Raw genomic sequence first — 22,892 nt, 5'->3', positions numbered from 1 at the left:
GGGGTCAGCCGTTTTGTTGGGCGGCCTTTAAGGGCAGCCATGAATGGACGAGGAAAGGTGCGCCGCGCTCGGGCTCAACGAAGAGCGCGAGGCCGTCGATCCGGAGAGGGCGGCCGATGAAATCGGCGAAGCGGAGGTTGAGCACATTGGCCATGGCAGGCGACTGGGCGTCCGATACAGGCCCGGTCAACGTCATGTGGAAGCGGAACTCATCGAAGACGTAAGGGTAGCCCCAGTTCAGCAGATTTTGGCGCTGACTCGGCGGCAGTGTGTCCGCCTTGCGCCTTGCGACATCCGCTTCGGAGAGCGGGGCGCGGAAGGGCTCGAAGGTTTCTACGACATCGGCTGCGAATTGCTGCAGCGGCCGATGAAGTGTCTCGGGAAGCAGAGCGAAGAACGGCCCAAGCTGGCCGACGATAATCGAGGGGACTTCGAAGGCCGCCGTTTTCGCGGCGAACGCGGCAAATTCGGCAAGCAAATCGGCTTCGCTCATGCCTTCGGCCAGGTGAAAGGGCGCCTTGAGCGTCGCGTGAAAGCCGTATCGCCGGGGATCGGCCGTCAGAGCATCCAGTTCTTCCGCCGGAAAATCCGTTTCGGCCGTTCTTGGATGTTCAATCCCGGTGAAGGCATCGCGTCCCAGCCAAGCCGCCGCCGTCTGGCTCAGCGGTGCGTCGGCGCAGGGTGCGAAGTAAAAGGCGTAACGCAAGGCTATGTCTTTCGTGTGTGGTGGCGCGGGAATGGACCCCGCTCTCAGAATCAGTGGCGGCTCTTGCCCATCAGGCGGGAGCGCAGGCTATTGGAGATGCCGTCGAATAGGAACACCACGATCAGGATCAGGAGCACCATGTAGGCGACATTTTCCCAGTCGGAATTGGTGCGCATGGCTTCCCAGAGCTTGAGGCCGATGCCGCCGGCGCCGACGGCACCGATGATGGTTGCCGATCGCGTGTTCGATTCCCAGAAATAGAGCGCCTGGGAGGCAAAGACCGGCATGACCTGCGGCAGGACACCGAAGCGCTGCACCGCCGCCGAAGGCGCGCCGACCGATTTGACGCCCTCGCGCTGCTTGTCGTCGATGTTTTCGAGCGCTTCGGCATAGAGCTTTCCGAGCGTGCCCGAGTCGGTCACGAAGATCGCAGAGATGCCGGCGAGCGGACCTGGGCCGAAGGCCCGGGTGAAGAACAGCGCCCAGATCAGCATGTCGACGGAGCGGACGAAGTCGAAGAAGCGCTTGGTCAGCTGGTTGACCGGGCGGTTGCGGGTGATGTTGCGCGCGGCGACGAAGGACAGCGGGAAGGCGACCAGCATGGCAAGCAACGTACCCATGAAGGCCATGACGATGGTCTGCAAGAGCTTGGTCCAGACGTCGAGATGCTGCCAAGACGCATTGTAGAGGATGTTGTTCCAGGCCAGCGCCAGATTGCTCATCTTTGGGTCGATGCGTTCGCCGGAGGTGATTGTCTGCCAGACTTCACCGGACGAGAGGCCGAAGAAGGGCGAGTTGGTGTCAAAGACGAAGCTCTCCCAGCCGAAGAAGCGCTTGCGGACGCGGACGCGATCAGAGGACACGTCGATCCAGCCTGCGGAGCCGAAATAGGCGATGACACGGCCGCCTTCGAGGCGCTGCTCGACCCAGTCGGGACGTGCGCCTTCGACCGTCACGGTGTCCTTGGCAGGATCGAGCAACAGGGTCACCGTTTCTTCGCCGCGTACAAGCGTGACGCGATCACCGGCAATGTCGATACGGGCCGTGCCGGAGAGTGCCACCTGTGCTTCGGTGATCACTTCCTCGGACGTCACTTGGGCTGCGGCGACATTGGTCTCTGTGCCCGAGGTCGCAGTTGATGCCTGCGGATTCGGGGACGCCATGAAGCTGAAGGTCGAGTTCGGCGTGGGGGCCGTTGGTGCCGGCGCTGCAGCCACGGGGGTCTGCGGCTCGGACCGGGTGATCGTTTCGCGTTTCGTCTCGATCCAGTCCGGGTTTGGGTTCGGCCCGATGGGATCGAAGCGCGGATAACTGATCGTCAACGCCCCGTCGCGGTCGATGTCGAATTCCGGGCGAATCTCATAGGAGACCCAATCGGCAAGATAGTTGCCGGCGATGCCCCAGTTTGCCTCCGACATCGTCTTGCCGATGGCAAAGAACCACCAGCAGAACAGGAAATAAAGCGCAAGCGTGCAGATCGAAAACGGGATCCGATAGCGTTGCCAGAGGCTGCGCTCCAGCACCTGCGGATAGCGTTCGGCCAGACGGTTCAGTTCGGCAGCGTTCATCATCGACATCGAAACCTCACGTGACCGACTGGAAAGACTGCTCGCCGACAAGCTTGCGGCGCAGCCATGCGGAGAACTGGTCGACGGCGATGACTGTCGACAAAAGCAGAAGGATGATGGCGAGCGTCTTGGCTTCGTGGCCCTGACCGATCGACAGGCGCAGGGCTTCGCCGATCCCGCCGCCGCCGACGGCGCCGATGATCGTGGAGGCGCGCACGTTGATCTCCAGACGCAGCAGGAAGTAGCTCATGAAATTCGGCATCACCTGGGGCGTGATGGCAAACCAGACGCGCTCGAACCAGTTGGCTCCGACAGCCCGCAGGCCCTCATCCGGTCGCATGTCGGCATTCTCGATGACTTCGAAGAACATCTTGCCGAGTGCGCCGATGGTGTGGATCGTCACCGCGATGATGGCGGGGATGGGACCAAGCGACAGGATTGCGAGGAAGAAGCCAGCGATGACCACTTCCGGAAAGGCGCGCAGGATCTCCATGTAACGGCGCACCGGCCAGCGGATCCAGGCGCTCGGCATGGTGTTCTTGGCTGCAAGGAAGGCGAGCGCATAGCCGAAGATCATCGCGATCACGGTGGACAGGAGCGCGATGTTCACCGTCTCCAGCATCTTGTGGAAGTATTCGGGGATGTAGAGGCTGTCGGTGATGTAGAACCGACCCTCCGGATAATTGTATTTCAAGCTGCCGTCGTCATAGGGGGAGGGCAGGTCAAACAGGGCCCGCCAGATCTCCCAACCGTCGCGGGGAACGAGTTCGCCCACGAAGTCAAAAAGGTAGGGCAGCCGGTCGAAGAACTTGCCGGCATTGGTCTCGTTGGCGAACCAGAGTGAACCGGTCACGGCGAGGAGCAGGATCACGGCGCCAAGGCCGGTATAGATGCGCCTTTTCGCCGCCAGTTCCTGCCAATGGCGCTCGACGACTGCGCCGCGCTCGCTCAGTGTGGGCTGTGTCGCCGTCATGGCCATCACTGCAAATCCTCTGGAAAAGACTTCAAGGAAAGACCGCCGGCGGTGTCCCGACCGGCGGTCCCATTTGTACCGTCAGCGATCAGCCGCCGATGGTCGCCTTGCGGGCGTCGATGATCGGCTTGTAGAAGTCGACGTTGACTTCGGTGTAGCCCGAGAAATCGCCACCCTGGACCGCCGAGAAGCAGTCCGGATCAGATTTCGGAAGATCGACCATGAACTGCTTGAACTTCGTCTTCATGTCCTCGTTCATCGAGGTGCGGACGACGATCGGTCCGTTCGGGATCAGCGGGGACTTCCAGACTTCGACGAGGTCGTCCATGTTCAGGACGCCCTTGTCGACCATCTTGCGCAGGTTACCGGAGGTGTAGCCATCCTTGAAATCACCGACGCCCGAACCCCAGGTGGTGCCGACGTCGAAGGTGCCCTTGACGACTTCGAGAACGAGGTTCTCGTGGCCGCCGCCGAAACCGGTGGAGGCGACAACCTGATCAACCGGAGCGCCGAGGGCTTCCGGCAGGGTGACGAGGGGAACGAGGTAGCCCGAGGTCGAGTCCGGATCGGCGTAGCCGAGCTTCTTGCCCTTGACGTCTTCGATCTTGGAGATGCCCGAATCCTTGCGAGCAACCATGATCGAATAGTAGCCGCTGGAGCCGTCGGTCTGGACGGTGGTCAGGATCGGCTCAACGGCGTCAGCCTTGGCAAGATAGACCTTGGCGTAGGCGGAAGCGCCGAGTTCGGCGTAATCGAGCGTGCCGCCGAGAAGGCCCTGAACAACGCCGTCATAATCGGCGGCCGGGAAGAGCGAGACCTTTTCGACGCCGAGAGCGGCCGGCAGCTTTTCGGTCATGCACTGGAAATTGCGCAGGCGGTCGGCTTCGTTTTCGCCGCCGAGGATGCCGATGCGGAATTCCTTGAGGTCTTCGGCATGGACGCCGGAAGCAAGGGCAACGAGAGCCGCCGTGGCGAGCAGGGTCTTCTTCAACATGAGTTCATCTCCTGTTTCGTAGGATGAGGATATGTCTTGACGTGTCGCCCTTGTCGCAGGGCCAGCGATCTTCGTGGCTCAGGCCTCGGCAACGGCGAGAGGGCGCAGGCCAGCGGATGGAATCTTGCGCTGTTCGTTGTCCTGATGCGCGATGGTGATGCTCGTCGAGGTCATCGTTTCATCGATGCCGGCGCCATACTGGTCGGCGCCGTAGATCTCGTGCACGGCTTCCGCCGTCAGTTCGGCCGGTGTGCCGTCGAAGACCACACGGCCACGTGCCATGCCGATGATGCGCTCGCAGTAATTGCGGGCCGTATCGAGCGTGTGCAGGTTGGTCATGACGGTGATGCCTTCGCGCTCGTTAATGTCGCGCAGCGCGTCCATGACGATCTTGGCGTTCAGGGGATCGAGCGAGGCGATCGGCTCGTCGGCAAGGATCATCTTAGGCGACTGCATGAGCGCACGGGCAATCGCCACGCGCTGCTGCTGGCCACCCGAAAGCGTGCCAGCGGCCTGGAGGGCGGTCTGCTCGATGCCGAGCCGCTCGAGGGCTGCGATCGCCATCAGGCGCTCTTCGCGAGAGAAGACGTTGAGGATCGAAAGGGCTGTCGAGCGATGGTTCAGCCGGCCAAGCAGAACGTTGGTCAGTACGTCGAGGCGTGGGACCAGGTTGAACTGCTGGAAGATCATGGCGCAGTCGCGCTGCCAGTTGCGCAGCGCCGTGCCATGCAGATTGGAGATCTCGAGATCGCCGAAGCGGATGCTGCCGGAGGTCGGATCGACGAGGCGGTTGATCATGCGCAGAAGCGTCGACTTGCCGGCGCCTGAGCGACCGATGACGCCGACCATCTGGCCTGCGGGGATTTCCAGGGTCACGGAATCCACGGCCTTGTTGGTCCCGAACTGGCGAGTGAGGTTGTCCAGCCTGAAGCGCATCGTCTTTCCTTCGCCGTCATTGATTGCGGTGCTGGACATGCATTAGCGGGGACCCGTGAAGCGCCAATGTCAGTTTTGTGTCGGATTTGTTAAATCATCCAAGCCATTGAAGTTATTTGGCTTAGGCGTACTTCTGGACGAATTCTTCTGCCTCCAGGTGACGAAAATCGTCGAGTGCTGCGAAGAGCCGGTCGTGATCCCAGTCCCACCAGGCGAGCGCCTGCATGCGTTCTGCCACCGGACGTGGAAATCGCTCGCGAATGAGTTTGGCCGGCACACCGCCGACGATAGTGTAGGGCTCGACGTTGCGGGAGACCACGGCGCCGGCGCCAATCACCGCACCGTCACCGACGGTCACCCCCGGCAGCACTGTCGCGCCGTGGCCGATCCAGACATCGTTGCCGATCACGACGCGATTGTCGCGACGCCAGGCAAAGAAGTCGTGGTCGTTGTCGGCGCCGTCAAAGTAGTCCGCCGCGCGATAGGTGAAGTGGTGCAGTGTCGGGCGCCAGGTCGGGTGATTGGTGGCGTTGATGCGGACGGCGGCTGCGATGTTGGCAAATTTGCCGATCGTCGCGCACCAGACAGAGCCATCCTGCATGATGTAGGAATAATCACCCAGCTCGACTTCATCGAGGCGGCATCGATCGGCGACTTCCGTGTAGCGTCCGAGTGTCGAATTGACGACCCGCGCCGTCTCGTGGACCAGAGGCGTAGTACCGAGTTTTTTTGTCATGCCGCGACCTTTCGCGGCGAAAACTGCATGACGTCGAGAATGCGGTCTGCGACGGCTTCGCGCACTTCCTCGTCATGGAAGATGCCGAGCAGGGCTACACCGGCTTCCTTCTTGGCGCGGATCATCGAGACCACGACTGCGCGGTTGGCTGCGTCGAGCGAGGCGGTCGGCTCATCGAGCAACAGCACGGCGTGGTCGGTGATGAAGCCACGGGCGATGTTGACGCGCTGCTGCTCGCCACCCGAGAAGGTGGAGGGCGGCAGTTGCCAGAGATCGCGCGGCAAGTTTAGCCGGCTTAAGAGTTCACTCGCCCGTTCGCGTGCTTCGTCTGCCTGCACACCGCGTGCGACGAGCGGTTCGGCGACTACGTCGAGTGTCGAGACGCGCGGGACGGTGCGCAGGAACTGGCTAACATAACCCAGCGTGCCGCGGCGGACTTCAAGCACCGTGCGGGGATCGGCCGAGGCGATGTCGACGATGCGGCCGCCGTGGTTGACGAGGATCTGGCCCTGGTCGACGGCGTAATTGCCGTAGAGCATCTTCAGGATCGAGCTCTTGCCGATGCCCGAGGGGCCGCCGAGCACGACGCATTCCCCTGCTGCGACGGAGAAAGAGACATTGGCCACGACGGGCAGGACGAGGCCACCGCGCAAATGCATGGTGAAGCTTTTCGCGACTTCCGAAACGATGAGCGGGGTCGGCATGGTGTTTTCCTTTCGCGACGTCCGTCAGACCTGAAGGATCGAGGATACGAGCAGCTGGGTATAGGGTTCGCGCGGATCGTCGAGGACGCGGTCGGTCAGGCCTTGCTCGATGACATGGCCGTCCTTCATCACCATCATTCGGTGCGAGAGTAGGCGGGCGACTGCAAGGTCGTGGGTGACGACGATGGCCGAGAGGCCGAGGTCGTTGACGAGGCCGCGGACAAGATCGAGGAGGCGGGCCTGGACCGAGACGTCGAGGCCGCCGGTCGGTTCGTCCATAAAGACCAGACGCGGGCCGGTGACGAGATTGCGCGCAATCTGCAGACGCTGGCGCATGCCGCCGGAGAAGGCGCGCGGCTGGTCGTCGATACGATCGGTCGAGATCTCGACGCGCTCCAGCCATTCGCTCGCCGTCTGGCGGATGCGGCCATAGTGGCGATCGCCGACGGCCATCAGACGTTCACCGACATTGGCGCCGGCAGAGACCGTCATGCGCAGGCCGTCAGCCGGGTTCTGGTGCACGAAACCCCAGTCGGTGCGCATCAGGAAGCGGCGCTCGGCCTCGCCCATATGGTAGAGCTCGCGGTACTGGCCATCGCGCATGTGGTAGTCGACGCTGCCGGTCGTCGGCATCAGCCGGGTCGAGAGGCAGTTCAGAAGCGTCGTTTTGCCCGAGCCGCTTTCGCCGACGATGGCGAGCACTTCACCCGGCCAGAGGTCGAAGGAGACGTTGGAGCAGCCGATCCGGCTGCCGTAGAACTTGGAGAGGTTGCGAACTTTCAGAAGCGGCTGGTCGCTCATTCGGCGGCCTCCTTTTGCTGGGCGAGCATTTCGCCGACATGGCCATCGGCCTGGCGCGTCTCGCAGTGATCGGTATCGGAGCAGACGAACATCCGGCCGCCCTTGTCGTCGAGCACGACCTCGTCGAGATAGACGTTGTGGGCGCCGCAGAGCGCGCAGGGCTTGTCGAAGGTCTGGATCTCGAAGGGGTGGTCCTCGAAGTCGAGGCTGACGACTTCAGTGAAGGGCGGGACCGCATAGATCCGTTTCTCGCGGCCGGCGCCGAAGAGCTGAAGCGCCTCCGACATGTGCATCTTCGGATTGTCGAATTTTGGCGTCGGCGAGGGGTCCATCACGTAGCGGCCCTCGACCTTCACCGGATAGGCATAGGTCGTGGCGATGCGGCCGTGCCTGGCGATGTCTTCGTAGAGCTTCACATGCATAAGGCCGTATTCTTCGAGTGCATGCATCTTGCGCGTCTCGGTCTCGCGCGGCTCCAGGAAACGCAGCGGTTCCGGGATCGGCACCTGGTAAACCAAAACCTGGCCTTCCCTCAGCATCTCTTCCGGAATGCGGTGGCGGGTCTGGATGATCGTCGCTTCGCTGGTCTTGGTGGTGACGGCTACGTTTGCGACCTTCTGGAAGAAGGCGCGGATAGACACGGCATTGGTCGTGTCGTCGGCGCCCTGGTCGATGACCTTCAGCGTGTCGTCATGACCGATGATCGAGGCGGTGACCTGCACGCCGCCCGTGCCCCAGCCATAGGGCATCGGCATTTCGCGCGAGGCGAAGGGGACCTGATAGCCGGGGATGGCGATTGCCTTCAGGATCGCGCGGCGGATCATGCGCTTGGTCTGTTCGTCCAGATAGGCGAAATTGTAGGTGGCGAGTTCGGTTGCCGGCGCGCTCATTCTGCGGCCTCCTTCAGGTCGGTCGGATCTGTCTTGTTGGCGTCGTGCTTTGCCCGCATGCGGCGGACGAGATCCAGTTCGGCCTGGAAATCGACGTAGTGCGGCAGCTTCAGATGTTCGACGAAACCGGTCGCCTGGACGTTGTCGCAATGGGAGATTACGAATTCCTCGTCCTGGGCAGGTGCCACGACATCCTCGCCGAATTCCTGCGTGCGCAGTGCCCGGTCGACAAGCGACATGGACATGGCCTTGCGTTCGCTCTGACCGAAGACGAGGCCATAGCCGCGGGTGAACTGCGGCGGGGCCTTGGCCGAGCCCTTGAACTGGTTGACCATCTGGCATTCGGTGACGCGGATTTCGCCGAGCGAGACGGCGAAGCCGAGTTCCGGCACGTCGAATTCGATCTCCACGAGGCCCATGCGGATTTCGCCGACGAAGGGATGAGAGCGGCCATAACCGCGCTGGGTCGAATAGCCGAGGGCCAGCAGAAAGCCCTCGTCGCCGCGGGCCAGTGCCTGCAGCCGAAGGTCGCGGGCCATCGGAAATTCCATCGGCTCGCGGGTGATGTCGCCGGCGATGTGATCCTCGGGCATTTCGCCATCCGGCTCGATCAGGCCTTCACCGTCGAGAATGTCCGAGACCCGCATGACATGCTCCAGGCCTTCCTCGCGCTGCTCGCCCATATCCACCGTCTCGTCATCGAGCAGCGAGGGATCGAGGAGACGATGGGTATAGTCGAAGGTGGGGCCGAGCAGCTGTCCGCCGGGCAGATCCTTATAGGTGGCGGAGACGCGACGCTCGACGCGCATCCGGCCCGTTTCGATCGGACGGGACGTGCCGAAGCGTGGCAATGTGGTGCGGTAGGCGCGCAGCAGGAAGATCGCTTCGATCATATCGCCGCGCGATTGCTTGAGGGCGAGGGCTGCGAGCGTGCAATCGTAGAGCGAGGCCTCGGCCATGACACGGTCGACGGCGAGACCGAGCTGGGCCACGATCTGATCGATCGTCACCGACGGCAGCGACCTGTCACCACGGCGGCGGTCGGCAAGCAGCTTGTGGGCGTTGGCGATGGCCTTTTCGCCACCCTTGACGGCTACATACATGGCTCAGGCCTCCATCTCGCGGATCTTGGTCGTGCGCGGCAGCGCGATGAAGCGTCGACCTGCCGTCAGCACCAGGTCGATGCCGCGCGGGAACAGGGCGCGATTATCGGCCCATTGGCGCAGCAAGGTTGCGGGCAGACCTTTCGGAGCGATGATGGCGGTGTCGCGAATTCCGGGGCCTGACAGTTGCAGAGGCTGGCCGCCTTCGAGCGACGCGACCTCGACGACCAGCGTCGTCGAACGATCAGGGTATTCCTGGGTTCCCAGCGCAAATTGTGTCAGCGATGGGACCGGCGCGCCTGCTTCAACGAAGGCGAATTTGGCATCGGTCTTTGTCGACGTCAGGCTGGCGCCGGTGTGGAAGCCGATCCAGCCTGAAAGGGCGGATTTGGCGAGAACAGGCGTGACCCAGATCGGCGTGTCGTGGTCGCAGAGTGTCAGCAGCAGGGCGCCTGCCGCGATGCCAAGCGGTGCGGGTGGTGCGACGGGCACATCGACGAGGCCGATGCTGCCGGGGCGGGCCATGGCGTCCATCACGCTGCGGAAGACAGTCTGGGCATGGGTAACGGCATCCGGGAAACCGCCGTCGAGGCTTTCAGTCACTTCGAGCATCAGTCTTCTCCGCGAACCATGGTGAAGAAATCGACCTTCGTGGCGGCCGTTTCGGTCTCGAGCTTCTTAGCTTCCGCCGCGAGGCGTGCTTCGAGCGGTGTCAGGAGGCGTGTTTCGAGCAATGCGCCGGCTGCTTCATCCTGCGCCACAGCATCGAGAACGGCAGAAAGCTTTGCGGACTTGCGGTCCGTTCCGAGCCTGTAGCCATGGCCGATGCGGCCGTCCGAGAGACGGATGCTTGCGCGACTGACGGTCGCTTCACCGAGATTGAAGGGTGCACCGCCGCCGCCGATGCGGCCCTTGACCATGACGAGACCGGTCTCCGGACCGCGAAGGGCGGTGTAGGCCGGAACCGGGTCGAAGGCGGACATGGCGTCTTCGAGTTCGGCAGGCGTGGCCCGCGCAAGCAGATCGACGATCCGCTTTCTGTCGGTCTGAGCGCCGGGATTGATTTGCGTGGCTTTTTCCATTGTCAGTCCTCGAAATGTCTAGTAATATAGACAACCATACAAGTTACTGTATGAGTAACCTGCGGTCGTGACAAGCTTGTGACAGGGAGCCGGTATTTCCGTGATGCAGAGACAGAAGGGGGTCGCCCTCTGGCGCCAGATTTCCGATCGGATCCGCGCCAATATTCTTGCAGGTCTCTATGACAAGACGGGCATGGTTCCGGCGGAGACGGCGCTGGCCGAAGAGTTCGGGGTGAACCGGCATACCGTGCGTGCCGCGCTTGCGGCGCTTGCTCAGGAGGGCATCGTGCGGGCGGCCCAGGGGCGCGGCACGATGATTACCCAGCGCGACAAGTTCGACTTTCCGATCGGGAGGCGTACCCGCTTCAGCGAAGGCATTGGCGAGCAGGCGCGGGATCTCAAGGGGATCTTGCTGTCGTCCGCTCGCGAAATTGCCTCCGCCGATCTCGCCAAGCGCCTGAAACTCAATCCAGGCGAAGAGGTCCTGAGGCTCGATGGCATCAGAAAGGCCGATGGTCGTGCCGTCTCACGCTCAACCATGTGGTTTCCGGCAGAGCGGTTTGCTGGCATCGACACGGCATTTGCCGAAACGGGTTCGATTACCCGCGCGCTTACGCGCTGTGGAGTTGACGACTACGTCCGTGAGGTCACCGAGATCTCAGCCGTCCACGCAGAGCCTGATGACGTCGTTCATCTCGAATTGACGCCGGGTGCCATCGTGCTGGTGACCCGGGCGCTGAATACCGATCCGGCAGCCCGTCCGATCCAGTATGCGGTAACCCGTTTCCCGGCAGATCGTGTGCAGTTCACGATTCGAAACTGAGCTGAGGCCGACCGCTGGCCGACCTCATCCAGACTTTCATCATCCAGCCGACTGGTAGGCCGCGAGGACGGCGGCAATCTGGTCCGGGCTCAGGTAGTTGGACTGAGTCGCCGTGATCGCCTGAAGCTGCGCCGACGTCATGTTGGAAATCTGGCTGACTGTCAGCCCGGGGATCGCCTGCTGACTGATGGCTGCCAGATCCTCGGTCGAGAAGGTCCGCAGGTTGTTTGCGCCAAGCGCCGTCAGCTGCGCCGAACTGAGACCTGCGACCTGAGACGGCGTCAGGGCTTCCGCCTGGGCGGCCGTGAGGCCGCTGACCTGGGTCACGCTCAAACCGCCAATGGCCTTGGGATCGATGGCCGCGATCTGATCCGTCCTCAGCCAGCCGACCCTGTCTGTTCCCAGTGTTGCCAGCTGCACGGCGTTCATCGCCCCGATTTGTGCCGGCGTCATGGCGCCGACCTGATCCTGGGTCATCGCTCGAAGCTGGTGATAGCTCAGCGCTGCCACCTGACCTGTTGTCAGGGACGCGATCTGCTCTGGCTGCAGCGTGGCGAAGACCGTGGGCGAGAGTCCGCCCACAGCGCTTGGCGAGAGTGCTGCAATGTCGGCAGAGGTGAGCGTTTCCAGCGCTGCTGGGCTGAAGGCCGACAGTTGGGTCGCACTCAGGGCGCCGAACTGGGCCGATGTCATCGCATCGATCTGGCTTGGGGTCAGTGTCGCGATCTGGGCCGTGCTCAAACCGGGGATGGCCTTGGTCGAAATGGCCGCGATCTGGGTCGCTGACAGACCGGAAATGGTCCCTGCCGACAGCGATGCAAGCTGGGTCGCGGTCAGAGCTCCGATCTGGGTAGCGTTCATCACGCCCAGCTGATCCGGACGCAGGGCGTTCAATTGATCGAAGGTCAAGGCGCCGACTTGGGCGGCCGTGAGGACGCCGATCTGCTCCTGGCTCAGGCCAGCGATATTTCCGGCCGACAGTCCGGGAATCGCTGCAGGAGCGATCGCGGCGAGTTCGGCATTGGAGAAGGTTGCCAGCTGCGCCGACGAAAGTGCTCCGATCTGCGTCGAGGTGAGAGCGGCAATCTGGGTCTGGCTCAGACTGTCGATCTGCGTTGTCGACATGGAGGCGATCTGGGTCGCCGTCAGGCCAGGGATCGCCTTGGCAGTGAGAGCCGCGATCCTTTCGCTTGTCAGTGTGGCCAGGGCGTCGTTCGACAAGGCGGCGACCTGGGTGGCGCCCAAGGCTCCGATCTGGGTGTTCGACAGAAGTGTGACCTGCTGGGGCGTCATCGCGCCGACCTGTTCCGGGGTCAACGCCGCGATCTGCGTAGCGGTCAAGGCACTAATCTGGTCCGAACCGAGGCCCGCGATCTGCTGGGTCGTCAGTCCGGCAATGGCGGTTGGGCTGATCGCCGCCAGTTTTGCCGTGGGCAGGTTGTTCAGCTGGGTCGGTGTCAGGGCGGCCACTTGTGCGGCCGTCAATGCGCCCATCTGTGCGGTGGTCAGGGCTTCGATCTGGTTTGTCGACAGGGCCGCAATCTGGGTCGTCGAGAGCGCGGCAATCGCGGCCGTGCTCAGGCCGGCAATCTGTTCCGGGGTCAAGGCTCCCAGCGCGGCCGTCGTCAGCGCCGTTGCCTGCGTTGCACCAAAGCCTGCCAGTTGTTTCGCGCTCATGGCATCGAGCTGCGTTGGCGTAAGCGCCGCGACTTGGTCCCTGCTCAGGGCGCCCAGCTGTGCCGGGGTCATGGCTGCAATCTGGTCAATGTTGAGTGCTGCGATGGTCTCTGCGTCGAGGCTGCTCAAGGCACTGGTGTTAATGGCCGCGATTTCTGCCGGCAGGAAGGCGAGAATATCAGCCTTGCGCATCGCGTCGAGCTGGCTTGCCGTGAGGCCCGCGATCTGGGTGGCCGTCATGGCATCGATCTGATCGGCGGACATGGCGGCGATCTGTTCCGTGCTCAGAGAGGCGATGCTGCGTGCAGAGAGGCTGGCAATCTGCTCCCGTGACAGCGATGCAATGTTGCTCGGAGAGAGCGCTGCGATCTGGGCGGAGGTTACTGCCTGCAACTGGCTGGAGCTCAACGAGGCCAGCTGCGTGGGCGTGAAGGCCACGAGCTGTTCGCTCTTCATCGCCGCGATCTGCGCCGTGGTCAGCCTTGCGATCTGCTCGAGGCTCAGTCCATCAATCTTGTCGGGCGATATGGATGAGATGGCGCTGGGCGAAATAGCCGCGATTTCGGCCGGAAGGAAGGTCGCCAGCTGCTGCTCAGACAGCGAACCGATCTGCGCGCCGTTCATCCTGGCAATCTGTGCGGCAGTCAGACTGTCGATCTGATTGTCATTCAGAGCCGTGAGCTGATCGGTGGTCAGTCCACTGATCGAAGCAGAAGAGATGGCGCCGATCTGGGAGGGCGACCACGCCTTTACCGCGTTGACCGACAGAGCCGACAGCTGCGCCGCCGACAATGCGCTGATCTGACTGTTGGTCATCGCTTCGGTCTGGAACGCCGTCAGACCGGAGATCTGGTCGGCCTTGAGGCCTCTGATCTGGGTGGTGGTCAAGGCTGCGATCTGGTTCGGCGCAAGCGATGCCAGATTTTCCGACGTCAAACCGGTGATCGCCTTCGCGCTGATCGCCGCAATCTTTGCCGGGCTCATCGCTGCGATTGCCTCTTGCGGCATCGCTGCGATCTGAGTGGCATTCAGCGCGCCGATCTGGGTGTTGCTCAATGCATCCAGTTGATCCATTGACAGTGCGCCAATCTGATCGGCCGTCAGGCCAGCGATGGCGCGCGCGCTCAAGGCCGCGATCTGTTCCTCGGAGAAGCCCGTGACAAAGTTCTCGGACATGGCGGCGATCTGTGGGCCGGTCAGTCCGCGGATCTGTGTCGGGGTCAACCCCGTGATCTGGTCTGCCGTGAAGGCCGCGACCTGTGTGGTCTTCAGGGCCGAGATCTGCGTGCTCGACATCGCTCCGATCTGACCGGGAGTGAGCGCGGAGATCTGCGACGGTGTGAGGCCCGTGACGGCAGAGGCACTCATTGCACCGATCTGAGCGTTCGAAAGGCCGGCGATCTGATCGCCCGACAGGTTTCCGATCTGGGTTGCGGTCATGGCCGCGACCTGAGAGGTGCTGAGCCCCTTGAGCTGATCGACGCTCATGGCCGCGAGTTGCTCGGCATTCAGTCCGGCGACAGCCTTCGGTGTGAGAGCTGCGATCTGGGTTGCGCCAAAGCCTGCGACCGTCGCTGGCGGTATGGCCGCGATCTGCGTCGCGCTCAGTGCTCTGATCTGGGTTGTGGTGAGTGCCGATAACTGGTCACCGCTGAAGGCGGCCATCTGCGTGCGGCTCAGGGCCGCGATTTGCGTACCAGTGAGGCTCGCCATCTGCTGCGGTGACAAAGCCGCGATCTGATCGGCCGAAAGACCCGACATGGCGCGCGGATTGATCGCCGCAATCTGGCTCATCGAGAAGTTGGCCACTTGTTCGGTGGTGAAGGCCGGCAGTTGCTTCGATGTAAGCGTTGCCATCTGCGCGGCGGTGAGCGCACCGACCTTTTCATTGCCAAGCGTTGCAATCTGAGTGGTCGAGAGGCCCACGATCGCGCGCGGCGAAATGGCCGCGAATTGTGTCGTGGAGAGGGCGCCCAGCTGGTCGGCCGTCAGAGCGGCAACCTGGGTTGCACTCAGGGCTGCCATCTGCTGGTTCGAAAAGGCACCGAGCTGTTGGGGTGTGAGCGCTGCAATCTGGGTCGGCGTGAGCGTCGCGATCTGGTTTGGCTTCAAGGCCGCGATCTGAGTGGTGCTCAGCCCCGCCAGTCTTTCGGGAGATTGTCCTCTCAAGGCAGCCGTGTTGATCGCGGCGATATCTTCCGGCGAAAACGTCGCGAGATCTTCGGCGCTGAAGGCGCTCAATTGCGTTGCAGTCAATCGGGCGACCTGTGCCGGTGTCAAGGCTTCGGACTGCTCGGAAGACAGGCCGCCAAGCTGGCTTGCCGACATCGCGGCGATCTGTGAGACGACCAGACTTGAAACATCTTCGGTCGATAGAGCGGTGATCTGGTCCAGCGTCAGGCCGGTGATCGAACGGGGAGCGATTGCCCTCAATTGCGACGTCGACAGGCCTGCGACGGCTTCCGTCTGCAGCGCCGAAATCTGTGACGACGTCAGGGCGCTGACCTGCGTGCTCGAAAGCTGGCTGATTTCGTCGTCTGACCAGGAGCTAACCGTCGAGTTGGGGAGCGCCCGGATCTGGGCTGGGCTGAGCAGGGAAATCGACGTCATCGCTATCGGCCTCTTGTTCTGAAACGAATGTGCTCAAAAGTGTTCCGCCGGTTGGCATACCGCCGATCGAGGCAATGCGTCTCAACCTTTTCAACACCTTCCGGCACAAAGTCTTGCCCCGCGGGTTTCAAGACATCGCGCAGGACGACCTGCTTTTAAGATGCAAGGCTTGCCTGAGCCTGTGCTTCCACACCTCCCGGTTGGTTCTCGTCGAAGGGCAATTCGAGCCACGAAGCTGCGGCCGGCATCTCCAAAATTGTCATAGATCAAGGTGACGGGCCCATCAGGGCGACATTCTCCCGCCGACTGCAGCGATGCAGTGCCCGCAAGGGCTGCCGAGGCCATTTTTCAGCCGGCCTGATTCAAATGGAAATGCGCAGAGGACTGGGATGACCGACAGAACAATGGATTTGATGCCGCATGCGTTGCCGCCCCAGGATGTGCTCCATTCGATGGAGACCGATGTCGCGGGGCTTGTGACAGAGGAGGCCACAAGGAGGCTTGAGGTTCATGGCGCCAATCGCCTTCCTGCAGCGCCCAAGCGCAGCCCCATCGTCCGCTTCCTGTCGCAGTTCCACAATGTGTTGATTTACGTCCTGCTGGCTTCCGCAGCGGTCACAGGCTTCATGCAGCACTGGATTGATACGGGCGTCATCCTCGCGGTCGTCTTTGGCAATGCCGTCGTAGGCTATCTGCAGGAAGGTCGTGCCGAAGATGCGATGAATGCAATCAGGGTCATGCTGGCGCCGCACGCTGCGGTGCTGCGCGACGGCCGCCGGACTTCCGTTGATGCCGCCGATCTCGTGCCAGGAGACATCGTGCTGGTCGAGGCTGGAGATCGCGTTCCCGCTGATCTGCGACTGCTGGAAGCGCGAAGCCTGAAGGTCGAGGAGGCGGCCCTGACGGGTGAATCGGTGCCTGTCGACAAGACCCACGAAGCCGTCTCGGTTGATGCCGTTCTCGGGGATCGCAGTTCCATGCTGTTCAGCGGAACGCTGGTTGCCACGGGGACGGGCAAGGGTGTGGTGGTTGCAACCGGCATGGCAACGGAAATCGGCAAGATCAGCGGGATGCTGGAGGCGGTGGAGTCTCTCTCGACGCCGCTCGTTCGGCAGATGGATGTCTTTGCGCGCTGGCTGACCCTCTTCATCCTCATCATATCCGGCTTGCTGCTCGCCTACGGGCTGGTTGTCGGGCATCTGCCTTTCGATGAACTGTTCATGACCATTGTCGGTCTCGCCGTCGCAGCGATCCCGGAAGGTCTCCCAGCGGTCATGACGATCACACTTGCCGTTGGTGTCCAGGCGATGGCTGGACGCAATGCGATCGTTCGACGGCTGCCAGCGATCGAGACGCTGGGTTCGGTGTCCGTGATCTGCACCGACAAGACCGGTACGCTGACGCGCAATGAAATGGTCGTGGCAAGCCTCGTGGCGGCGCGCCATGTTTATGCCGTTGATGGAGAAGGCTATGCACCGGAAGGTGCCGTCCGCTGGAATGACGCCGATGTTAATCCGCAAGACCACGCTGTTCTCTCCGAATTCGCGCGCGCAGCCGGGCTCTGCAACGACGCTGTGCTGCATTCGGCTGATGGCGCCTGGCGGGTGGAAGGCGACCCCATGGAAGGAGCCTTGATGGCGCTGGCGGGCAAGATCACCGGGGGCGGCAGCGATCCCTTCACCGCAGGTTGGCGGCGGATCGATGCCATCCCCTTCGATGCCGCGCATCGCTACATGGCCGTCCTTCATGTCGACGACGAAAACAAGAAGCATATCCATGTGAAGGGTGCGCCAGAGGCCGTTCTCGATCTTTGCGCCACCCAACGCATGCCGGATGGTTCGTCGGCAGCACTCGACGCGCCCTACTGGGAAAACATGGTCGAGGTCCTTGCTGCTGAAGGGCAGCGCGTGCTTGCCGTTGCTGTTGGTGATCCGCCAAGTGGCGGCGCCCATCTTGTACAGGCCGACCTTCCCGGCACGCTGACGCTGATCGGCCTGGTGGGCCTGATCGATCCGCCTCGTCCGGAAGCGATTGTCGCTGTGGCCGACTGCCATCAGGCGGGCATCCGAGTGAAGATGATCACCGGCGACCATGCCGCGACCGCCCGGGCGATCGCCGGAATGATCGGATTGAAGAACACCAACCGGGTGCTCACCGGAGCGGATCTCGACCGCATGGATGATGCCACGCTATCACTTGCCGCTGCCGAGACCAACATCTTTGCCCGGACCTCGCCAGCGCACAAGTTGCGGCTGGTTACCGCACTCCAATCCCAGGGATTGACCGTCGCGATGACCGGTGACGGTGTCAACGATGCGCCGGCCCTCAAGCGGGCCGATGCAGGGATCGCAATGGGTGTGAAGGGCAGCGAAGCGGCGAAGGAAGCCGCCGACCTGGTTCTGGCGGACGACAACTTTGCTTCCATCGCCGCTGCCGTGCGCGAGGGGCGTACCGTCTACGACAACATCAAGAAAGTGATCAGCTGGACTCTGCCGACCAACGCGGGCGAGGCGGCGACGATCATCATCGCGCTCTTTGTCGGCCTGGCGCTCCCGGTCACGGCCATCCAGATTCTCTGGGTCAACCTGGTCACGGCGATCACGCTCGGATTGGCGCTTGCCTTCGAGCCGTCGGAAGAGGGCACCATGCGGCGACCGCCGCGCCGCCGGGAGGAGGCGCTGCTGACCGCCGACCTCATCTGGAATGTCCTGCTCGTCTCAGTGCTTTTTGCCGCTGCGGTTTTCGGAATATTCCTCTACGCGTTGGACAGGGGCTATCCGATCGAACTCGCACGGACGATGGCGATGAATACCCTGGTCGTCATGGAAATCTTCAATGTCTTTTTCATCCGCAACATCTACGGCACATCGCTCACGTGGCAGGCCGTGCGCGGGACCAAGGTCGTCTGGATCTGCGTAATCTCAGTCACCGCTGCCCAGTTTGCGGTCACCTATCTGCCCTTCATGCAATCCCTGTTCGGGACGCAGAGCGTTCCCTTGCAGGACGGATTGCTGATCGTCGGGATCGGTGCGGTGTTCTTTGCTCTCGTGGAAATCGAAAAGCAGATGCGTTTGGCATTCCGCAATCGGGGCTGACGCAGCTCCCTAGGCACCATGCGCCACAAGTCATCGGGCGGCAACGGTTGCTTCCCTCAGGAAGTGCCGCCCGAGGTGACCGACCCCATCCTGAATGTCTGCTTCGATAGCTGCCGAAAGCGCGACTGCATCCCTGGCCCGGATCGCGTCGAGGGCCTCGGCATGTCGGTCGATTCGATAGCTTTCTTCCAGTTTGGCCGTGGCCAGGCGCATGAACGGGCCGAGGCGCAACCAGACAGACTCCATCAGATCGAGAAGGACGCCACTCGCTCCGGGCTCGTAAAGCGTACGATGGAAAAGGAAGTTGAGTTCGGTCGATTGCAGCAGATCATTCGCTGCATAGGCCTCGTCAATCGCGGTGTCGATCACCTGCAGGCGTTCAAGGCGCTCGGCGTCGATATGCGGCAGGGCCCTGGTCGCTGCGAGTGTCTCGAGCGCGATGCGGGCCGCAATGATTTCCTCGAATTTGGAGAGCGTCATTTCCGGTACGCGCACGCGGCGGTTGTCGAGATATTCGAGCGCACCATCGGCGACCAACCGGTGCAGGGCTTCGCGGACCGGCATGGCACTGACGGCCAGATCTTCGGCGACACCGTTGATGGTGATCGGCAGGCCGGGAGCCACCGCGCCGGACATCACACGATTGCGCAAGGTCCGGTAGACCCGCTGCTTCAACGATTTTTCCGCCTTGCCCTCTTCAAGTGCCATGGGTCAGATCGAGATCCCGCCTTTTCGTCGCTATCGTTGTCAGGGCGTGCGGAATAGCCGTGCGCCCTCTTGAAATTTGATCAAACTAGCATTTGGTATAGATGGACCGAGTGCAAGGCCCCCGCGTTGCTCTTTTCGCCTATTTCAGGAAGCCCACATGACCGCCAAGACCATCGGCATTCTCGTCACGGGTCACTCGCCCGCCGAACTCACAAGCGAGTATGGCAATTATGCCGATATGTTTGCCGCGCTGCTGGGCGATTTCGACTTCTCGTTCAAGCGCTACTTCGTCGTCGACGGCGAGTTTCCGGCGAGCCCGACGGAAGTCGACGGGTGGCTGCTGACCGGCTCCAAGTTCGGCGTCTACGAGGACCATGAGTGGATCCGCAAGCTCGAGGACTTCATTCGGCAGGTGCATGCGGCGAAGGTGCCGATGGTCGGGATCTGCTTCGGGCACCAGGTAATGGCCAAGGCTCTCGGCGGCGAGGTCGAGAAGTTCAAGGGTGGCTGGTCTGCCGGGCCTGTGACCTACAAGCGCTCCGATACGGGCGAAGAGCAGGTTCTGCTCGCCTGGCATCAGGATCAGGTGATCAAGGTGCCCGAAGGAGCTGAAGTCGTCGGCAAGACCGACACCTGCGAGAACGCCGTCATCCGCTACGGCGACTGGGGTCTCTCCTACCAGCCGCATCCGGAGTTTTCGCCGCGCTTCTTCGAGGGGCTGGCGGAGGCACGCAAGGCTGCCATCCCTGAGACCTTGTTCGAGAAGGTCAAGAAGGTCGAGGCCCCGATCGCGACCGACCGGATCGCCAAAGAAATCGGCGAATTCCTGGCGCGCGATCGCTGACGCGTCTCAGGTTGGTGCACCGGCATCCCAGCTTTCCCTGATGAAGGCTTCGAAGAAATCCGAGAAGGTCGCGACCCTGAGCGGCAGCTGCTCGTAAGGGGGATAGAAGAGCGTCAGCCAGATTTCCGGCGTGCTCCAGCCCGGAAGCACCTCGACCAGACGGCCGGCGGCAAGATCTTCCTCGACAATGAACCGCGGCAGGAGGGCGATCCCCTCTCCCGCGACGGCAAGCCGACCGAGGAAGTCGCCGTTGTTGATCGAAAAACGTCCTTTGGCTTCAACGATGCGGCTCTGTCCGGGCCGGCTGAGTTCCCAAGTCTCGGTCTTCGACTGGTCGTGATAGCTCAGGCATTCGAGCGTCGTCAGGTCTTCCGGCACCTTCGGGATGCCGTTGCGGGCCAGGAACGAGGGCGAGGCGACCAAAACCCTCGGGACTGGCCGGATTTTGCGCCAGATCGTCGACTTGTCCGTCGGCGGGCCGGAGATGCGGATCGCGAGATCATAGTTTTCCTGCAGAATGTCGACGAAACGGTCTGACAGCTCGATCGCCACACTCGTGCGAGGGTGGATGATGGAAAATTGCGACAGGACGGTCGGCAGGACTTTCATGCCGAGCGACATCGGGGCCGAGACGCGTAGCGAGCCCGCCGTAACCTTCTGCAGATCCCGGGTTTCCTCCGTTGCGCGAGCAAGGCCCTGAACCAGCGGTGCGACGCGTGCAGCATAGGCGGCGCCCGCCGAGGTCAGGGAGACCTTTCTCGTGGTCCGCAGGAGCAGCTGAACGCCGAGTTCCTCCTCCAATCCGGACACAGTGCGCGTAACGGATGCCGGCGTCATACCGAGACGACGGGCGGCGGCGCTGAAGCTGCTCTGTTCGGCAACGGTGAGAAAGGTCCGGATGGCTTCGAGTTCACCCATGAGATTATTGCTCCAAGCGTAATAATATTCGCGATATTATCGCTATTCTCTTGGGTAAAGTCATGGCCCATATTCGGTTCAACAGAACAAGACCGGCGGACGTGCCGGGAAAGGATCAGAGCCATGCTTACCCAGATCAAAGGCCTGCATCACGTTACCTCGATGGCTGCGGATGCCCAGGAAAACAACGATTTCTTCACCAAGACGCTTGGCCTTCGCCGCGTCAAGAAGACTGTCAATTTCGACGCTCCCGATGTCTATCACCTCTATTACGGCGACGAAGTCGGCAATGCAGGATCGGTCATGACCTATTTTCCCTTTGCCAATATGGGCAAGGGTGGTCGCGGCACCGGTGAAGTTTCGGAGACCGTCTTCTCCGTGCCGAAGGGCACGCTCGGCTTTTGGCAGGAACGCCTGCAGAAGGAAGGCGTGAAGGAGCTCGGCTCCTATTCGCTCTTCGGCGAGGACCGCCTGCGTTTTGCGGGTCCCGATGGGGATGGTTTCGCGCTGGCCGAAGTCGATGGCGACAATCGCGTGCCGTTTGCCGGCCCAGTTGCGGTCTCGGAAGGCATTCATGGCTTCCGGGGCGTCACCATGCGGCTTCGCGACGAAGGTGCCACGGGTGAACTGCTGAAGTTCATGGGCTATCAGCCGGTCGATAAACAGGGTGACTTCGTTCGCTACGCAGTCCCCGGCGGCAATGGTGCCGACTTTATCGATCTCGAAGTGCTGCCGGGTGCATCGCATGCCCAGCAGGGTGCAGGTTCGGTCCACCATGTTGCCTTCGCCGTTGAAGACCGCGCCGCCCAACTCGAGGTGCGCAAGGCGCTGCTCGACACGGGTTATCAGGTGACGCCTGTCATAGACCGTGACTACTTCTGGGCGATCTACTTCCGCACGCCGGGTGGTGTGCTGTTCGAAATCGCCACGAACGAACCCGGCTTCAACCGCGACGAAGACACCGCTCACCTCGGCGAGGCGCTGAAGCTGCCGACCCGCTACCAGCAGTATCGCTCGCAGATCGAAGCCCATCTGCCCCCGATCCAAGACTAATCGCACAGAAGGGACGATGCCTGACAGCGTCGTCCCTCTTGCGGAGGAAAGCATCATGGCAATCGATAGCTATATCCACTTCTACCAGGCACCGCAGGGTGCCGCACCGCTGGTCTTCACCTTCCATGGGACCGGCGGAGACGAACATCAGTTTCCGGGGTTGGTGAATCGGATCCTACCCGAGGCGGGTATCGTCTCGCCGCGCGGTGACGTCTCGGAATACGGAGCAGCACGCTTCTTCAAGCGCACCGGCGAAGGTGTCTATGACATGGCCGATCTCGCAGAGAGGACGGTCCAGATGGCGGGTTTCATCCGCGCTCACAAGGAGACGAACCCGGATCGGCCGATTTACGGGCTCGGTTACTCGAATGGCGCCAACATTCTGGCTTCAGTTCTGTTCGAAGCTCCCGACCTCTTCGACCGCGTGATCCTGATGCATCCGTTGATCCCGTTCGATCCGTCGGCACAGCCGGGACTTTCGGATGTTGCGGTGCTCGTGACTGCCGGTCAGCGTGATCCGATTTGCCCTCTGCCGCTGACCGAGCGGCTGACGGCTTATTTCGAGGCGCAAGGTGCTCAGGTCGAGACATTCCTGCATCAGGGCGGTCATGAGGTCTCGCAGGGCGAGGTCGATGCCATTGCAGCTTACCTGCAGAAGGCCTGATGTCAGA

General features: G+C 62.1%; 20 protein-coding genes. 5 read left to right on the top strand and 15 right to left on the bottom strand.

Translation table 11 applies throughout. From position 1 onward, the window contains the following. Positions 1-4: 4 nt before the first annotated feature. The 12 genes from D4A92_RS05360 to phnG form a co-directional block, all read right to left on the bottom strand. Positions 5-706 carry a DUF1045 domain-containing protein gene (locus D4A92_RS05360; protein ID WP_203018602.1) on the bottom strand — a complete coding sequence of 234 codons (702 nt, stop codon included), beginning with the start codon at positions 704-706 and terminating at the stop codon, positions 5-7. Positions 707-756: 50 nt separating this feature from the next. Further along, positions 757-2,283 (bottom strand): phosphonate ABC transporter, permease protein PhnE, encoded by a 1,527-nt coding sequence (gene phnE / locus D4A92_RS05355; protein WP_203018601.1) that lies wholly within the window; start codon positions 2,281-2,283, stop codon positions 757-759. Positions 2,284-2,290: 7 nt separating this feature from the next. After that, complete coding sequence (gene phnE / locus D4A92_RS05350) at positions 2,291-3,253, bottom strand: phosphonate ABC transporter, permease protein PhnE (RefSeq protein ID WP_203018600.1); 963 nt, start codon at positions 3,251-3,253, stop codon at positions 2,291-2,293. An 82-nt stretch (positions 3,254-3,335) separates the two neighbouring features. After that, on the bottom strand, positions 3,336-4,241 hold the full coding sequence (gene phnD, locus D4A92_RS05345) for a phosphonate ABC transporter substrate-binding protein (protein ID WP_203018599.1): 906 nt from the start codon (positions 4,239-4,241) through the stop codon (positions 3,336-3,338). A gap of 78 nt (positions 4,242-4,319) precedes the next feature. Next, entirely contained in the window at positions 4,320-5,177 is an 858-nt protein-coding gene (gene phnC, locus D4A92_RS05340; RefSeq protein ID WP_203018598.1) for a phosphonate ABC transporter ATP-binding protein, read from the bottom strand. A 121-nt stretch (positions 5,178-5,298) separates the two neighbouring features. Continuing rightward, complete coding sequence (locus D4A92_RS05335; RefSeq protein ID WP_203018597.1) at positions 5,299-5,913, bottom strand: DapH/DapD/GlmU-related protein; 615 nt, start codon at positions 5,911-5,913, stop codon at positions 5,299-5,301. Then, positions 5,910-6,617 carry a phosphonate C-P lyase system protein PhnL gene (gene phnL, locus D4A92_RS05330; protein ID WP_203018596.1) on the bottom strand — a complete coding sequence of 236 codons (708 nt, stop codon included), beginning with the start codon at positions 6,615-6,617 and terminating at the stop codon, positions 5,910-5,912. The genes D4A92_RS05335 and phnL overlap by 4 nt, the downstream gene beginning before the upstream one ends. Before the next feature lie 24 nt (positions 6,618-6,641). Continuing rightward, positions 6,642-7,418, bottom strand: coding sequence for a phosphonate C-P lyase system protein PhnK (gene phnK / locus D4A92_RS05325; protein ID WP_203018595.1), 777 nt, complete (start codon positions 7,416-7,418; stop codon positions 6,642-6,644). Next, the gene (locus D4A92_RS05320; RefSeq protein WP_203018594.1) at positions 7,415-8,308 is read right to left on the bottom strand and encodes an alpha-D-ribose 1-methylphosphonate 5-phosphate C-P-lyase PhnJ; all 894 of its coding nucleotides are present in this window, start codon (positions 8,306-8,308) and stop codon (positions 7,415-7,417) included. Before D4A92_RS05320 ends, phnK begins: the two co-directional genes overlap by 4 nt. Next, positions 8,305-9,411: a carbon-phosphorus lyase complex subunit PhnI gene (locus D4A92_RS05315; protein ID WP_203018593.1), complete on the bottom strand. Its 1,107-nt coding sequence runs from the start codon at positions 9,409-9,411 to the stop codon at positions 8,305-8,307. Before D4A92_RS05315 ends, D4A92_RS05320 begins: the two co-directional genes overlap by 4 nt. 3 nt (positions 9,412-9,414) lie before the next feature. Next, the gene (gene phnH, locus D4A92_RS05310) at positions 9,415-10,023 is read right to left on the bottom strand and encodes a phosphonate C-P lyase system protein PhnH (RefSeq protein WP_203018592.1); all 609 of its coding nucleotides are present in this window, start codon (positions 10,021-10,023) and stop codon (positions 9,415-9,417) included. After that, the gene (gene phnG, locus D4A92_RS05305; RefSeq protein WP_203018591.1) at positions 10,023-10,493 is read right to left on the bottom strand and encodes a phosphonate C-P lyase system protein PhnG; all 471 of its coding nucleotides are present in this window, start codon (positions 10,491-10,493) and stop codon (positions 10,023-10,025) included. The genes phnH and phnG overlap by 1 nt, the downstream gene beginning before the upstream one ends. A gap of 103 nt (positions 10,494-10,596) precedes the next feature. Here phnG and phnF point away from each other — a divergent pair, with 103 nt between their 5' ends. Next, entirely contained in the window at positions 10,597-11,316 is a 720-nt protein-coding gene (phnF, locus tag D4A92_RS05300; RefSeq protein WP_203018590.1) for a phosphonate metabolism transcriptional regulator PhnF, read from the top strand. Positions 11,317-11,355: 39 nt separating this feature from the next. On the opposite strand, the gene D4A92_RS05295 is transcribed toward phnF, so the two are convergent. Further along, positions 11,356-15,603, bottom strand: a complete 4,248-nt coding sequence (locus tag D4A92_RS05295; RefSeq protein ID WP_203018588.1) for a hypothetical protein — start codon at positions 15,601-15,603, stop codon at positions 11,356-11,358. Positions 15,604-15,992: 389 nt separating this feature from the next. Here D4A92_RS05295 and D4A92_RS05290 point away from each other — a divergent pair, with 389 nt between their 5' ends. Beyond that, positions 15,993-18,698 (top strand): cation-transporting P-type ATPase, encoded by a 2,706-nt coding sequence (locus D4A92_RS05290; RefSeq protein WP_203018587.1) that lies wholly within the window; start codon positions 15,993-15,995, stop codon positions 18,696-18,698. A gap of 30 nt (positions 18,699-18,728) precedes the next feature. On the opposite strand, the gene D4A92_RS05285 is transcribed toward D4A92_RS05290, so the two are convergent. Beyond that, the gene (locus D4A92_RS05285) at positions 18,729-19,406 is read right to left on the bottom strand and encodes a GntR family transcriptional regulator (RefSeq protein WP_203018585.1); all 678 of its coding nucleotides are present in this window, start codon (positions 19,404-19,406) and stop codon (positions 18,729-18,731) included. A gap of 157 nt (positions 19,407-19,563) precedes the next feature. Between D4A92_RS05285 and D4A92_RS05280 the strand changes: the two genes are divergently transcribed. Next, positions 19,564-20,250, top strand: a complete 687-nt coding sequence (locus D4A92_RS05280; RefSeq protein ID WP_203018583.1) for a type 1 glutamine amidotransferase — start codon at positions 19,564-19,566, stop codon at positions 20,248-20,250. Between the two features lie 6 nt (positions 20,251-20,256). Here the strand turns inward: D4A92_RS05280 and D4A92_RS05275 are convergent, their stop codons facing one another. Further along, positions 20,257-21,168 (bottom strand): LysR family transcriptional regulator, encoded by a 912-nt coding sequence (locus D4A92_RS05275; protein ID WP_203018581.1) that lies wholly within the window; start codon positions 21,166-21,168, stop codon positions 20,257-20,259. Positions 21,169-21,291: 123 nt separating this feature from the next. On the opposite strand from D4A92_RS05275, the gene D4A92_RS05270 reads away from it, so the two are divergent. Both D4A92_RS05270 and D4A92_RS05265 read left to right on the top strand, forming a co-directional pair. Then, on the top strand, positions 21,292-22,221 hold the full coding sequence (locus D4A92_RS05270; RefSeq protein ID WP_203018580.1) for a ring-cleaving dioxygenase: 930 nt from the start codon (positions 21,292-21,294) through the stop codon (positions 22,219-22,221). Positions 22,222-22,276: 55 nt separating this feature from the next. Continuing rightward, positions 22,277-22,885 carry an alpha/beta hydrolase gene (locus tag D4A92_RS05265; RefSeq protein ID WP_203018578.1) on the top strand — a complete coding sequence of 203 codons (609 nt, stop codon included), beginning with the start codon at positions 22,277-22,279 and terminating at the stop codon, positions 22,883-22,885. Positions 22,886-22,892: the final 7 nt, after the last annotated feature.

Source organism: Rhizobium rosettiformans (genome assembly GCF_016806065.1).
Lineage (GTDB): Bacteria > Pseudomonadota > Alphaproteobacteria > Rhizobiales > Rhizobiaceae > Allorhizobium.
The sequence above is the reverse complement of the archived record's forward strand: the minus strand, read 5'-3'. Positions and strand labels throughout refer to the sequence as shown.

Excerpts from the sequence above, each read along its gene's own strand:
- phnE (WP_203018601.1), bottom strand. The coding sequence starts at position 2,283 with ATGTCGATGATGAACGCTGCCGAACTGAACCGTCTGGCCGAACGCTAT.
- phnE (WP_203018600.1), bottom strand. The coding sequence starts at position 3,253 with ATGGCCATGACGGCGACACAGCCCACACTGAGCGAGCGCGGCGCAGTC.
- phnD (WP_203018599.1), bottom strand. The coding sequence starts at position 4,241 with ATGTTGAAGAAGACCCTGCTCGCCACGGCGGCTCTCGTTGCCCTTGCT.
- phnC (WP_203018598.1), bottom strand. The coding sequence starts at position 5,177 with ATGCGCTTCAGGCTGGACAACCTCACTCGCCAGTTCGGGACCAACAAG.
- D4A92_RS05335 (WP_203018597.1), bottom strand. The coding sequence starts at position 5,913 with ATGACAAAAAAACTCGGTACTACGCCTCTGGTCCACGAGACGGCGCGG.
- phnL (WP_203018596.1), bottom strand. The coding sequence starts at position 6,617 with ATGCCGACCCCGCTCATCGTTTCGGAAGTCGCGAAAAGCTTCACCATG.
- phnK (WP_203018595.1), bottom strand. The coding sequence starts at position 7,418 with ATGAGCGACCAGCCGCTTCTGAAAGTTCGCAACCTCTCCAAGTTCTAC.
- D4A92_RS05320 (WP_203018594.1), bottom strand. The coding sequence starts at position 8,308 with ATGAGCGCGCCGGCAACCGAACTCGCCACCTACAATTTCGCCTATCTG.
- D4A92_RS05315 (WP_203018593.1), bottom strand. The coding sequence starts at position 9,411 with ATGTATGTAGCCGTCAAGGGTGGCGAAAAGGCCATCGCCAACGCCCAC.
- phnH (WP_203018592.1), bottom strand. The coding sequence starts at position 10,023 with ATGCTCGAAGTGACTGAAAGCCTCGACGGCGGTTTCCCGGATGCCGTT.
- phnG (WP_203018591.1), bottom strand. The coding sequence starts at position 10,493 with ATGGAAAAAGCCACGCAAATCAATCCCGGCGCTCAGACCGACAGAAAG.
- phnF (WP_203018590.1), top strand. The coding sequence starts at position 10,597 with ATGCAGAGACAGAAGGGGGTCGCCCTCTGGCGCCAGATTTCCGATCGG.
- D4A92_RS05295 (WP_203018588.1), bottom strand. The coding sequence starts at position 15,603 with ATGACGTCGATTTCCCTGCTCAGCCCAGCCCAGATCCGGGCGCTCCCC.
- D4A92_RS05290 (WP_203018587.1), top strand. The coding sequence starts at position 15,993 with ATGACCGACAGAACAATGGATTTGATGCCGCATGCGTTGCCGCCCCAG.
- D4A92_RS05285 (WP_203018585.1), bottom strand. The coding sequence starts at position 19,406 with ATGGCACTTGAAGAGGGCAAGGCGGAAAAATCGTTGAAGCAGCGGGTC.
- D4A92_RS05280 (WP_203018583.1), top strand. The coding sequence starts at position 19,564 with ATGACCGCCAAGACCATCGGCATTCTCGTCACGGGTCACTCGCCCGCC.
- D4A92_RS05275 (WP_203018581.1), bottom strand. The coding sequence starts at position 21,168 with ATGGGTGAACTCGAAGCCATCCGGACCTTTCTCACCGTTGCCGAACAG.
- D4A92_RS05270 (WP_203018580.1), top strand. The coding sequence starts at position 21,292 with ATGCTTACCCAGATCAAAGGCCTGCATCACGTTACCTCGATGGCTGCG.
- D4A92_RS05265 (WP_203018578.1), top strand. The coding sequence starts at position 22,277 with ATGGCAATCGATAGCTATATCCACTTCTACCAGGCACCGCAGGGTGCC.